Source organism: Lacrimispora algidixylanolytica (assembly GCF_003609635.1).
Classification (GTDB): domain Bacteria; phylum Bacillota; class Clostridia; order Lachnospirales; family Lachnospiraceae; genus Lacrimispora; species Lacrimispora algidixylanolytica.
The window spans coordinates 38,907-52,065 of record NZ_MCIA01000009.1 but is presented as its reverse complement, the minus strand read 5'-3'; the positions used below and the strand labels follow the sequence as shown (position 1 = coordinate 52,065).

14 protein-coding genes are annotated in these 13,159 nt (G+C 41.4%); 10 read left to right on the top strand and 4 right to left on the bottom strand.

All coding sequences use genetic code 11. The features are described 5' to 3' along the window. Positions 1-30: 30 nt before the first annotated feature. From BET01_RS07595 to BET01_RS07575, 5 genes are all read left to right on the top strand, one after another. On the top strand, positions 31-1,305 hold the full coding sequence (locus tag BET01_RS07595; RefSeq protein WP_120196203.1) for a glucose-1-phosphate adenylyltransferase: 1,275 nt from the start codon (positions 31-33) through the stop codon (positions 1,303-1,305). Beyond that, the gene (gene glgD / locus BET01_RS07590; RefSeq protein WP_120196202.1) at positions 1,302-2,423 is read left to right on the top strand and encodes a glucose-1-phosphate adenylyltransferase subunit GlgD; all 1,122 of its coding nucleotides are present in this window, start codon (positions 1,302-1,304) and stop codon (positions 2,421-2,423) included. The genes BET01_RS07595 and glgD overlap by 4 nt, the downstream gene beginning before the upstream one ends. A gap of 24 nt (positions 2,424-2,447) precedes the next feature. Next, the gene (spoVG, locus tag BET01_RS07585; RefSeq protein ID WP_120196201.1) at positions 2,448-2,729 is read left to right on the top strand and encodes a septation regulator SpoVG; all 282 of its coding nucleotides are present in this window, start codon (positions 2,448-2,450) and stop codon (positions 2,727-2,729) included. A gap of 133 nt (positions 2,730-2,862) precedes the next feature. Beyond that, the gene (locus BET01_RS07580; protein ID WP_120196200.1) at positions 2,863-3,849 is read left to right on the top strand and encodes a diaminopimelate dehydrogenase; all 987 of its coding nucleotides are present in this window, start codon (positions 2,863-2,865) and stop codon (positions 3,847-3,849) included. 22 nt (positions 3,850-3,871) lie between these two features. After that, a complete protein-coding gene (locus BET01_RS07575; protein ID WP_120196199.1) occupies positions 3,872-4,282 on the top strand; it encodes a DUF3783 domain-containing protein in 411 nt (136 codons plus the stop codon). A gap of 174 nt (positions 4,283-4,456) precedes the next feature. Here the strand turns inward: BET01_RS07575 and BET01_RS07570 are convergent, their stop codons facing one another. The 4 genes from BET01_RS07570 to BET01_RS07555 all read right to left on the bottom strand — a co-directional run bounded on the left by BET01_RS07570 (position 4,457) and on the right by BET01_RS07555 (position 7,974). Next, positions 4,457-5,206: a phosphotransferase family protein gene (locus BET01_RS07570; RefSeq protein WP_120196198.1), complete on the bottom strand. Its 750-nt coding sequence runs from the start codon at positions 5,204-5,206 to the stop codon at positions 4,457-4,459. 124 nt (positions 5,207-5,330) lie between these two features. Beyond that, positions 5,331-7,247, bottom strand: a complete 1,917-nt coding sequence (glgB, locus tag BET01_RS07565) for a 1,4-alpha-glucan branching protein GlgB (protein ID WP_120196197.1) — start codon at positions 7,245-7,247, stop codon at positions 5,331-5,333. A 34-nt stretch (positions 7,248-7,281) separates the two neighbouring features. After that, the gene (locus BET01_RS07560) at positions 7,282-7,500 is read right to left on the bottom strand and encodes a YaaL family protein (RefSeq protein WP_120196196.1); all 219 of its coding nucleotides are present in this window, start codon (positions 7,498-7,500) and stop codon (positions 7,282-7,284) included. A 72-nt stretch (positions 7,501-7,572) separates the two neighbouring features. After that, positions 7,573-7,974 (bottom strand): ArsR/SmtB family transcription factor, encoded by a 402-nt coding sequence (locus BET01_RS07555; RefSeq protein ID WP_243117152.1) that lies wholly within the window; start codon positions 7,972-7,974, stop codon positions 7,573-7,575. A 382-nt stretch (positions 7,975-8,356) separates the two neighbouring features. Here BET01_RS07555 and BET01_RS07550 point away from each other — a divergent pair, with 382 nt between their 5' ends. Genes BET01_RS07550 through BET01_RS07530 form a run of 5 tightly spaced genes read left to right on the top strand, consistent with a single transcriptional unit; the run spans position 8,357 to position 13,146 of the window. Beyond that, a complete protein-coding gene (locus BET01_RS07550) occupies positions 8,357-8,893 on the top strand; it encodes an A24 family peptidase (protein WP_330512578.1) in 537 nt (178 codons plus the stop codon). Positions 8,894-8,909: 16 nt separating this feature from the next. Further along, a complete protein-coding gene (locus tag BET01_RS07545; protein WP_120196194.1) occupies positions 8,910-9,914 on the top strand; it encodes a P-loop NTPase family protein in 1,005 nt (334 codons plus the stop codon). 12 nt (positions 9,915-9,926) lie between these two features. After that, positions 9,927-11,147 carry a CpaF family protein gene (locus BET01_RS07540; protein ID WP_120196193.1) on the top strand — a complete coding sequence of 407 codons (1,221 nt, stop codon included), beginning with the start codon at positions 9,927-9,929 and terminating at the stop codon, positions 11,145-11,147. A gap of 10 nt (positions 11,148-11,157) precedes the next feature. Next, on the top strand, positions 11,158-11,874 hold the full coding sequence (locus BET01_RS07535; protein WP_120196192.1) for a type II secretion system F family protein: 717 nt from the start codon (positions 11,158-11,160) through the stop codon (positions 11,872-11,874). Positions 11,875-11,883: 9 nt separating this feature from the next. Further along, the gene (locus BET01_RS07530) at positions 11,884-13,146 is read left to right on the top strand and encodes an immunoglobulin-like domain-containing protein (protein WP_120196191.1); all 1,263 of its coding nucleotides are present in this window, start codon (positions 11,884-11,886) and stop codon (positions 13,144-13,146) included. The last annotated feature ends 13 nt before the right edge of the window (positions 13,147-13,159 follow it).

Genomic DNA, 13,159 nt, shown 5'->3' with positions numbered 1-13,159 from the left:
TCACAATAAATTACAGCAAGAGGTGATAACGTGATTAAAAAAGAGATGATTGCCATGCTTTTGGCAGGCGGACAAGGCAGCCGGTTAGGAGTGCTAACCCAAAAAGTTGCCAAACCTGCAGTGTCCTTTGGCGGCAAATACCGTATCATTGATTTTCCGCTTAGCAACTGCATTAATTCAGGAGTTGATACAGTGGGAGTTCTGACCCAGTATCAGCCATTGCGTCTGAATACCCATATCGGCATTGGGATTCCTTGGGATCTTGACCGGAATGTGGGCGGCGTTACCATCCTCCCTCCTTATGAAAGGAGCAAGGGAAGTGACTGGTATACCGGTACTGCTAATGCCATTTATCAGAACTTGGAATACATGGAGACCTATAATCCGGACTATGTTCTCATATTATCAGGGGACCATATCTATAAGATGGATTATGAGGTAATGCTGGAATATCACAAAGCAAATAATGCTGATATCACCATTGCTGCTATGCCGGTGCCCATTGAAGAGGCGAGCCGGTTCGGGATACTAATCACAGACGAAGGCAATCGAATTACGGAATTTGAAGAAAAACCTGTGAATCCAAGAAGCAATCTGGCATCCATGGGAATTTACATATTTAGCTTTAAAGCATTAAAAGAGGCCCTGCTCCGTATGTCTGATGTTCCGGGATGTGATTTTGGAAAGCACATCATACCTTACTGTTTTGAGGAGGGTAAACGGGTATTTGCATATGAATACAACGGTTATTGGAAGGATGTAGGTACTCTTGCTTCTTATTGGGAGGCCAATATGGAGTTAATTGACATCATTCCTGAGTTTAATCTTTACGAAGAGTACTGGAAAATTTATACAAAAAGCGACATAATTCCGCCTCAATACGTCTCGGAAGAAGCGATCATAGACAGAAGTATTGTGGGAGAAGGAACGGAAATTTACGGAGAAGTAAGAAATTCCGTAATTGGTTCTGGAGTCGTTATTAAGAAGGGTGCAGTAGTAAAAGATTCCATTATTATGAGGGAATGCGTCATCGGAGAAGATGTTAAGATTAGTAAGGCCATTCTAGCGGAGAATGTTACGGTAGGAACCGGTGCTGTATTAGGAGCTGGGGAATATGAAAAAAGCAAGTACGATCCAAAAGTCTATCAGTTTGATTTGGTTACGGTAGGGGAAAATTCTGTGATACCTGACCAGGTGACAATCGGCAAGAATACAGCAATTGTTGGAATAACCGTTCCGGAAGATTATAAAGACGGAGAGCTACTCAGCGGAGATTATATTATAAAGGCAGGTGGCATGCGATGAGAGCAATCGGAATTGTATTAGCAGGTGGAAACAGTAAGCGAATGCGGGAACTGTCCAACAGAAGAGCCATTGCAGCTATGCCTATAGCAGGTAACTATAGGAGCATAGATTTTGCCCTAAGCAATATGACCAATTCACACATTCAGAATGTGGCAGTTTTGACACAGTATAATTCCAGATCCCTGCATCTTCATTTGAGTTCATCCAAATGGTGGGATTTTGGAAGAAAGCAGGGCGGACTATTTGTCTTCACCCCTACCATAACCGCAGAAAGCAGTGACTGGTATAGGGGGACTGCAGATGCACTGTTTCAAAACCTGACATTTTTAAAAAACAGTCATGAGCCTTACGTAGTCATAGCCGCAGGGGACGGCATTTACAAATTGGACTACGGAAAAGTGCTAGAGTATCATATAGAGAAGAAGGCAGATATCACCGTGGTATGTACAGATCTCCCAATGGGAGAAGATACCACACGTTTTGGACTGGTAAAGACCAATCAGGACGGCAGGATTACAGATTTTGAAGAGAAGCCTATGGTGGTTTCCTCCAATACTGTTTCCTGCGGCATTTATGTAATTCGAAGGCGGCAGTTGATTGAGTTGATTGAGCAGTGCGCCATGGAAGACCGCTATGATTTTGTGAGTGACATTCTGGTACGATATCGGAATTTGAAACGAATATATGCATATAAAATGAACGATTACTGGAGAAATATCGCATCCGTGGAATCCTATTATAAAACCAATATGGATTTCTTAAAGCCGGAAGTTAGAAATTATTTTTTCCGTCAGTATCCGGATGTTTACTCAAAGATCGATGACCTGCCGCCTGCGAAATACAACCCAGGCGCATCAGTAAAGAACAGCCTGGTGTCTAGCGGTAGCATTGTCAACGGAGTTGTCGAAAATTCAGTCCTTTATAAAAAAGCTTATGTCGGCAACAACTGCGTCATTAAAAATTCCATTATTTTAAATGACGTCTATATAGGCGATAATACGGTCATTGAAAATTGTATCGTGGAAAGTCGTGATACGATTCGGGCCAATACCACCTACATAGGAACGCCGGACAATGTAAAGATTGTCTTGGAGAAAAACGAAAGATACACATTATAGTGTAAGTGACGAGAGGGGAAGAACATGCAGATTACAGACGTACGAGTACGACGTATTGAAAAAGAGGGAAAGATGAAGGCCATAGTATCAATCACATTGGATAACGAATTCGTTATTCATGACATTAAAGTTATTGAAGGTGAAAAAGGACTATTTATTGCAATGCCAAGCCGTAAGGCAGCAGATGGAGAGTATCGGGATATTGCACATCCAATCAATTCCGGTACAAGAGATACCATCCAGAAGGTGATTCTGGACAAATATGAGACCACTACAATGGAAGTGCCAGAGGCAGTATTTGCTTAATTAACTTAAAAGATCCGCAGGCAGGCGTTTGTACTGTCTGCGTTTTTTGTTGTCCGCATTCCAATCCTTTATTTACACTGAGGGATTTTAAGGTTATAATAAATTACAAATTTTCAGAAAGGTTGTGGAGCGTATGACAATAAAAATAGGAATCGTAGGATATGGAAATCTTGGCAGAGGAGTCGAGTGTGCCATTAAGCATAATAAGGACATGGAGCTGGCTGCTGTATTTACAAGAAGAGCCCCAGAATCAGTTAAGCTTTTGACTGAAGGGGTCAAGGTTTACCCTTATGATGAGATTATGACGAAAAAGGGAACCATAGATGTTTTAATTTTATGCGGCGGTAGTGCCACAGACCTTCCAGTACAGACACCAGAGCTTGCAAAAGCCTTTAATGTGGTTGACAGCTTTGATACTCATGCGAAGATTCCAGATCATTTTAAGGTGGTTGATGAGGCTGCCCTTTTGGGTGGTAACGTAGGAATCATTTCCGTTGGCTGGGATCCAGGTATGTTTTCCTTAAACCGCTTGTATGCCGGAGCCGTTCTTCCAGGTGGACATGACTATACATTCTGGGGCAGAGGCGTGAGCCAGGGCCATTCAGATGCTATTAGAAGGATTACTGGAGTTAAGGATGCCAGACAGTATACCATCCCTGTAGAAGAAGCGCTGCAGGAAGTTCGAGACGGTAAAAATCCAGAACTGTCTGTGAGAGAAAAACATACAAGAGAATGTTTTGTTGTGGCAGAAGAGGGCGCTGATTTAGATCGGATCAAAGAAGAAATCGTGACCATGCCTAATTATTTTTCTGACTATGATACTACAGTTCATTTTATTAGTGAAGAGGAACTGATGAAGGATCATAAAGGCATTCCTCACGGCGGTTTTGTAATCAGAACTGGAAGCACTGGCTGGGAGAATGAGAATAACCACGTGATTGAATATAGCTTAAAGCTGGATTCAAATCCAGAATTCACAGCTTCTGTATTGACTTCCTATGCACGCGCAGCTTATCGCTTAAACCAGGAGGGACAAAAAGGTTGTAAGACTGTATTTGATATCGCTCCAGCGTATTTAAGCTCCTTAAGCGGGGAAGAATTAAGAAAACACCTGTTATAAAAAACAGCAGGAGGGATAGAACATGGCAATAACAAAGGAATTAGTTTTATATTATCAGCCGGAAGAAGAAAAAAAGAGTGGGAATGATTCAAAGGCAGCGAAGCTAAAAGCAGTTCTAATTCGCATGGGCATTCGAATCCGCAATATCTCCAGTGACCAGATAAACCAGACGGTGGGTTATCTTGCTGGAATGGAAGGGTTTGACGAAACTGCTCTTGAAGCCTGTCCTCCGGTGGAAGAAGAGATTTTAGTCATGAAGAACTTTTCTAACCGCAGAGTGGACGAGCTGCTTTTAAATATAAGGCGTGCAGGGGTTCCAAAGGTTCAGTTAAAAGCGGTTATTACAGATACCAATTGTAAATGGAGATTTTACGATTTGTATGAGGAACTGAAACAGGAACACGAAGCCATGTCTAACATTCCTAAATCATGATTAGAAGCCGTTGTAAATTAATTTGAGATAGTAGTTTATACAAAATACGTATGGATAACGTGAAAAAACGTCTTGGTGGGGCTTTTATAAGCCGTCCAAGACGTTTTATGTATTGTTCTTTATGTATTGTTTTTGACAAGACTATGTTGTGGCAGTCTCTTTGATTCTTTACTCTTATTGATATTCAAATACATTAGCCCACTGATTCAAAAGCTCAACTTCCTCAGGTCGTTTTTTGGATAGCTGTGCAGCTGCCACGATTGGAAGCCAGGATTGAACGTATTTTTTAGCGGTTCCGGTCTTCTTACAAAATACATCAATGTACATATCAGCTTTTTTCTTATCCTGCAAAGAGAAGAGGAGGTATGTTCTTGCCACATCAGCACTGGCATTGCCTTGGGTGGCGTGAACCCAGTCAAGAACGTACATGGTCTGATCGTCGGTCACAATAATATTACTTGGATTAAAGTCACCGTGGCACAGTTTGGTGTGCTTTGGCATGCCATCAAGACGAGTCTGCATATCGTATCTGCTGGCTTCTCCGAATTCATCCATATCAGCCACTTGTCTATTCATCTTATCCTTTAGCTTATTTAACAGAGGACAATGTTTTGACATAATGCTCAGATGAAGATCCACCATCATATCCATATATTCTGGTAGCTTCTCCGGATTCTCATCCATAAGTTGCTTTAATGTCTTCCCTTCAATAAAGTCATAGGTAATGGACCACTTGCCTTCAAAAACACTGACTTCTTGCACCTTAGGAACATTGATTCCGCCGGTTTCCTCAACTCTCGCGGTAATTAACGCTTCATTTAGCACCTCAGCTTTTGGAAAATCAGCATTAAAAACCTTGATCGCTTTATCCCCATCCCGATACACCATCTTTGTTGCGGTCGTAGCTATTAGCTCTGCTCCCATAAAATACCTCTCCTTCCATCTTTGAATCCCCAAAATACGTTAAAATTATATAGTATTATTTTACTACAATATAGATAAAAAGTATAGAAAAAACAGTGGTATATTAGATGAAATATCTAAAAAGTTATCCTTTGAAATGGTATACAGCAACTCCGTAAGGTTTGAGTGGGCAGGAGATAGAATTGTTTTGTCCATCCCATTTTATTTCCTCAGAAAGAACGGTATTCGCTTTTTTTCCTGATTCATAAAGGCCGTGAGTTTCATCAAAAACCAGCTGATAGCTTCCTTTTTTTGGAACGCCTGCCCGGTAGTCCTTACGTTCTACAGGTGTAAAGTTAAGCACGAACAAAAGATTATTTTTCTTATCAGCACTGTACCTTATAAAGCTAAAGATACTATGCTCGTTGTCATTGGCATTGATCCAGGAAAAGCCCTCCCAGTCATAGTCCTTCTCGTATAGCGCAGGATATTCTTGATAGAGGTGCAACAGGTCTTTGACATAGTTTTTAAGCTCTTCTCCAAGAGGCTCATCAGCCAGATGCCAGTCCAAGGCCACTTTTTCATCCCATTCATGAAACTGTCCGAAATCCTGTCCCATAAACAAAAGTTTTTTGCCTGGATGGCCTAGCATAAAGGTGTATCCCACCTTTAAATTGGAAAACTTATCCTCAAGAAGTCCGGGCATCTTTTCAATCATAGAGCTTTTCAAATGAACCACTTCATCATGGGATAATACAAGTATATATTTTTCACTGGTAAAATATGTAAGACCAAACGTCATCTTATGGTGATTGTATTTTCTAAAATAGGGATCCAGCTTCATGTATTCTAGAAAATCATGCATCCAGCCCATATTCCATTTGGAGGTAAAACCCAGTCCCCCGTGTTCTGGACTGTCTGTAACCTTAGGCCATGCGGTGGATTCTTCGGCAATTATCATGGCATTGTCGCCTCTTTTTTTCACCACACTGTTTAGATGCTTGAAAAATTCAATGGCTTCTAGATTTTCATTTCCACCGTTCTTATTGGGAATCCATTCACCGTCAGCTCTTCCGTAGTCAAGATAAAGCATAGAAGCAACTGCATCTACCCTAAGTCCGTCTACGTGATATTTCTCCACCCAGTAAAGAGCATTGGCAATGAGGAAATTATCCACTTCATACTTGCTGTAATCAAAGACCTTAGTGCCCCAGTCCGGATGCTCCCCTTTTCCGGGGTCCGCATATTGGTAGCAAGGTTTTCCGTCAAAATCCGAAAGCCCATGGGCATCCTTTGGGAAATGTGCCGGAACCCAGTCTAAGATAACACCAATTCCTTTTTGATGCATGTAATCGATGAAATACATAAATTCTTTTGGAGTGCCGTACCGTGAAGTTGGAGCAAAATACCCGGTTACCTGATAGCCCCAGGAACCGTCGTAAGGATGTTCTGCAATACCCAGTAGCTCCACATGGGTATATCCCATCTCGATTATGTATTCCGAGAGCTCGTGGGCAGCCTCCACATAGGTATAAAAGCCATCCTTTTCTTCCCGGTTTTTCTTACGCCATGAGCCTATATGAACCTCATAGATGCTAACAGGTCCGTCCATAGGATCTTGTTTTTTTCGTTTCTCCATCCACTTTTTATCGTTCCAGACAAAACCGGAAAGATCGGTAGTTACAGAAGCGGTCTGAGGCCGGTATTCTGCTTCAAAGGCATAAGGATCCGCTTTAAAGAGAAGCTTCCCGGTTTCTGTTGTAATTGCATATTTATAAAGCGCCCCGGCACCAAGGTTTGGTATAAAGGCCTCCCAGAGTCCTGACTTAGCCAAGCAGGTCATAGGATTTAAATCTGGATTCCAGCCATTGAAATCACCCACCACACCAATTTGAATTGCATGGGGCGCCCATACTGCAAAATACATTCCTTCCTCTTCCTGGTAGGTCCATGGGTGAGCGCCCAGCTTCTCGTAGATTTCGTAATGTTTGCCATTGTTAAAGAGATAGCGGTCTACCTCTGTAATAAAACCTATCCCGACTTCCATTTTTTCTTCAGCCATTTGCTCACTCCTCCGTGATCTTTAAAATAGCACTTTAAACCTCCCAGCTTTTAAAACTGCGTAGGAGGAACTGATAACGTAGCTGTGCTGCATTCAGTTCATAGATATAACAGTCAATAAGGGTTGGATCCACTACGTGTTCAAAGTGGTTCCTGGCGGCGTCAATCGCTGTTTTGGAACATTCGATCTCATACCGTAATTTACGCTCTTCTTCTGATGCAGTCAGACGTTGTTTTAGTGTTGCATGCTTCATTTTGCCATCTCCATTTCATAATATTTACAAAATATCTGTTATATTAATTATAACTAGAAAATGGCTTTTTATTCATATTTTACCTGAATTGTCCGTAAGTTGTGGGACACGGTCTAACAACATCTGCATATGCTGTCCCAGGGAACACAGTTTTTTTGTGGTGTCTCCGATGGTCAGGTAATAAAAATTTGCGGTGCCCTCTTGTCTGACATCGATGAGGCCGGCTTCTTTTAATATTTTTAAATGATGGGAGACTGCCGGACGGGAGAGATTGGTTTTCTCCGTGATGTCTTTTACATTCATCCCAATGTTAGAAGCTGTGGAGCCGCTTGTAACTGAAACATCATTCCCCATGCTGTCATAAAGACCATTACGGGCCAATGCCTCAATAATTGTGAGTCTGACTTCATCTCCAAGGGCGATAAAAATGGGCATACAGTCCTTAAAAAGCAGGTGAAAATTATGCCCTTCCATGGGCAATTCCTCCTTTGGTTTAAAAATATAAACTAAAATTATTTTACCATTTTAGGGGGGAAAGGTCAATGCTTTGGCCTTGAAAAGTATAAAAATTCACTATAAAATAAAGAAATCGTTCGACAAAATTGTTAAAAACATAATAATACACTTATAATATGAAGTTAAACCAGGAACAAGAATCGGATTCTAAATTTCTTTAAAAAAGAGTTGACATTTAACGCAACCTTGTGCATAATGGGAATATATTCCAGTGTACATTCTGTATGCTGATTCCTAGATTTTCAATGAGAGATGGAACTTGATTCCATCATTTAAAAGCTGATATTCCAGCATGAATTCCAAAGTAAAGGTGTTGATTTTTTAAAAGAGGGGGGAGTGTATCATAGGGGGTATTATATTACTGCTTCACTTAGGGGTAGGAGCTTATTTTGATGTCAAAGAGCACAAGATTCCGAACTGGTTGATGCTTTTTGGCATAGGAAATGGCTTGTTACTTACCGGGCTTGAAGCATGGGTATTAACAAGTGACATGAACATTTTAAAGGAACCTGTTTTTTTTCTTTTACGAATTGTTCTTGTGACAGCCTTGTTTTTTGTTTTGTTTTTATGCCGGATGATTGGAGCAGGAGATATTAAGATGGCAGCTCTCATCTGTGGATATATGGGTCTTCAAACCGGTGCAATGGCTATTTTTTCTGGTTTTCTTATTGGGGCTATCTGGTCTCTAATCAAAATGATAGGAAATGGGATTTTGATACACCGTTTCTCCTGTCTTCTAACCTATATCAGGTATGTATTTCAAACAGGTAAAATAACTGCTTATTACCGCCCCGAGCGGGATGGGTATGACATGGTAATTCCCTTTGGATTTTGTCTTTTTCTAGGGACGCTTATTACCTTAGGGGTGTTACAGTAACAAAGGAGGATTATATTTGGCAGAACGAGTGATGGCAATATATGACGAGGATTCTTTCTATGCGGAAAGGCTTGCAGAATTTATAAACCATAGGAAACAGGCTCCCTTTAAGGCTCTTGCCTTTACTGCTTTGGAAAAGCTAAAAGGCTATGGGAAAGACCATGAGATTGATTTGTTGTTAATCCAGGCAGGTGTCTCCAAAGAAGAAATTACAAGTATCCGTACAGAACAGGTATTTTATCTATGTGACGGGGAAGGCAGTTCGTTGGAAGAGTCCTCGAAGGGTATTTATAAGTATCAAGCGGCAGATGGGATTTTAAGGGATGTGATGGAGGCTTATTTAACCGGTGATCATGATGATGGTTTAAGCAGCATGATATCAAGGACTGGTAAGGTGATTGGGATTTACTCTCCCATTAACCGATGTCTAAAGACTTCCTTTTCTCTTACTATGGGACAGCTATTATCCAGGGATCTAAAGGTTCTTTACTTAAACTTTGAAGATTGTTCTGGACTAGGTAAGCTATTTGGTGAGGAATTAAAAGGAGGGCTATCGGATCTTTTCTATTATTACAGTCAGGAAAAGTATAGCTGGATCAGGCTTGGATCTCTTGTTTATACCTGGGGAGAGCTTGATTATGTGCCTCCTGTCCAGTATCCAGAGGATTTAAACCAGATAGGAACGCTTGAAGTGGCTGAACTGGTAAGACGTATTGCCAGAGAAAGTCCTTACGAAACTATAATTTTGGACCTGGGGCAGTTTGGGAAAAAAGCGGTAGAGGTGTTGGACGTTTGTGACATCATCTATATGCCAGTTATGGATGACTGCGTCTCAGTCTCTAAGATTGAGGAGTTTGAAGAGTATCTTACAACCTCCGGTCAAGAGTCTGTAAAAAAACGAATCCAAAAAATTAAACTTCCATATCACTGCAATTTCGGAAGAAGGGAATCTTATGTGGAACAACTTCTATGGAGTGAGCTGGGAGACTATACAAGGCAGCTTTTAAGAAAGCAGCCGTAAGGAGAGGTAAGCATGGAAGAAGAGATGCGAAGGAAGATGCGGGAAGAGATCATGAGAGAGTTAAATGAGCAGCAGCAGATCACCGATGAAGAGCTGTATGCCATAATAGACCGTAAGATTCTCGAATACGGTCAGAATCACTTTCTTCCCTTAAAAGAAAAGATAGAGCTTCGCAGCAGGCTTTTTGATTCCTTCCGGCGGTTGGGAGCACTCCAGGAATTGGTGGATGACAGACAGGTGACAGAGATTATGGTCAATGGAGCCGATTGTGTTTTTCTAGAGAGAAATGGAAGCATGGAGCTGTGGAACAGGACGTTTGAAAGTCAGGAACAGCTTGAAGATACCATTCAGCAAATTGTAAGCCGAGTCAACCGTACGGTGAATGTATCCAGGCCCATTGCAGATGCCAGGCTTTTGGACGGCTCTAGAGTTCATGTAGTGCTTCCTCCCATTGCCCTAGATGGACCTGCTGTTACCATTCGAAAATTCCCAGAGCCTATTACCATGGCAAAGCTTTTAGCATATGGTTCCGTTACCCGCGAATCGGCGGACTTTTTGAAGGCAATTGTAGAGGCCGGGTATAACATCTTTGTCTGTGGAGGTACCAATTCGGGAAAAAGTACATTTTTAAATGCACTTTCTTCTTATATCCCAAAGGATGAAAGAATTGTGACCATTGAAGATTCCGCGGAGCTTAAAATCACCCAGATAAAGAATCTGGTAAGGCTTGAGACGAGAGGGGCAAATGGAGAAGGGGAAGGAGAGGTGACCATAGGTGACCTGATAAAAGCCTCCCTGCGAATGAACCCAGACCGCATTATCATTGGAGAAGTAAGAGGAAAAGAAGCGCTTGATATGATTTCAGCCATGAATACAGGGCATGACGGAAGCCTTAGCACGGGTCATGGCAATAGTCCCAAAGATATGTTATCAAGGTTAGAAACCATGGTGCTCATGGGTGCGGATATCCCTCTACCTGCGGTGAGGAGTCAGATTGCGGCGGCCATTGATATTATAATACATCTTGGAAGGTTAAGAGATAAAAGCAGGCGGGTCCTGTCTATTGTGGAGGTGGCTGATTATGAAAATGGAGAAATCAGGCTTAACCCTTTATACCACTTTGAAGAAGATTATCAAAAAAGAGACGGCAACAAGTTGGTACAGGGAAGCCTTAAAAAAGTGGGTGACATTCAAAACACCGAAAAGCTCAAAGCCGCAGGCGTTGAGATATGATATTTATGTTATGACACCCATTCAGTGGTGCCTATACGGCGGTCAGGGGCTGGCTCTTTCTGGAGTTTTTGCTTATGTGTTTTATCGAAGTATCGTGGTTTTTCTTATTCTCATTCCATTCGGAATCCTTTATCCCATTTTAAAAAGAAAAGAATTAAGAGAAAAAAGGCTTGAACAGCTTAATGTTGAATTCAAAGAAGGAATTTCATTGTTATCTTCCTTTTTAAGTGCTGGTTACTCCGTTGAAAATGCCTTTTCCTCTTCGGTGAGAGAGCTCAAGTTGCTCTTTGGAGAAGATGGGCTGATTACCATAGAGTTTAAACATATCGAAAATCAAATAAAAATCAACCGTTCTGTGGAACAGGCTTTGATGGAGTTTGCAACTAGAAGCGGTCTAGATGATGTGAAAAATTTTGCTGAAGTCTTTGTAGCTGCAAAGCGCAGCGGTGGGGAGTTGGTCTCCATTATCAGTCATTCAGCCAATATTATACGGGACAAGATATCCGTTCGACAGGAGATAATAACCATGTCAGCCTCGAAGCAGTTTGAGCAAAAGGTTATGAACATGATTCCATTTTTTATAGTGATTTATATTGATTTGACATCTCCAGGGTTCTTTCAGCTTATGTATACCACAGCGATCGGTAAAGTTGTAATGACTGTCTGCATGGTACTTTATGTATTGGCATTTTTCATTTCAAGGAAGATTATGAGTATTGAGATATAAGGAGAAGCCATGTTTAAAAGATTTAGTGGGAAATGGAATATTACCTTTACAAAGACTCAGGTAGCTTGTGTGGCAGCAGGTTTCCTCTTGTATGCCTTAATAGAAATTTCTTCTGCTATGGGATTTGGTAGCGGCTTAAGTGGTGCCGGATTAAAAAGGGCAGCGCCAGGCCAGGGGGAGACCACTTATGAGCTTCAAATAACCGGCCTAAATAAAGACGAGGAAAATAAAAAGATACCAGTTAAGATACCAGTCCGCGAGAAGCGCTATACCAAGGAAGAAGCAAAAAAGATATTTGAAAAAATCAAACCCCAGCTAGAGATCCAGATGCTTGGAGAAAACGCTTCCCTTTTAGAAATAAGGAAAAATCTAAACCTTATAAGCAAACTCAGTAATTATGGAATCAAGATTAATTGGGAGACAGACAATGCAGAGCTGGTGGATTCTCTTGGAACTGTACATAATGAGCAGATAAATGAAGCAGGAGAGCCGGTCACAATCATTGCACGAGCTTCAGATGGTACCGAGGAGTTTACATATCGTTTTCACTTAATGGTTTATCCTCCAATACGTACGGCACAAGAAAAAGCGGAGAATGAATTTTTAACCTGGGCGGAAAAAGAAGACCAAAAGCAGCAGACGGACGATTATCTACAATTGCCTAATGATTATGAAGGACATTCTCTAACTTATTCTTTTCAAGAGGATAATAGCCATCGATTGTTTCCTTTTCTTGGAGTATTCATGGCACTTCTGCTTCATGTAAAAGTAAGTACAGATAAGCAAAATCAGGAAAAAAAGAGAGAACAACAGTTACTTCTTGATTATTCTGAAGTGATTTCAAAGCTGTTGGTCTATATTGGTGCTGGTCTTACGGTAAGAGGGGCGTGGGAACGAATTGTAGCAGGTTACGATTCTAGTGTCAAAGAAGGAAAAAGAAAAATCAGGCCAGTATACGAAGAGATGAAGAAGACGGCTTCTCAGCTTGGAAGTGGGGTATCAGAGAGCAGGGCATTTGGTGAGTTTGGTAGGCGCTGTAGCCTTCAGCCCTATTTAAAACTTTCTGCGCTATTGGAACAGAGCCAGAAAAATGGAAGCAGGCAGCTTCGCCACGCGCTTGAGCTTGAGATGATCTCCGCTTTTGAGCAAAGAAAAAATATGGCTAAAAGGCTGGGAGAAGAGGCAGGAACCAAACTTTTGTTTCCGTTGTTTCTTATGCTGGGCGTGGTTATGGCCATGATAGTACTTCCAGCGTTTCTGTCATTTTATTAGAAGGGAGGTGAGA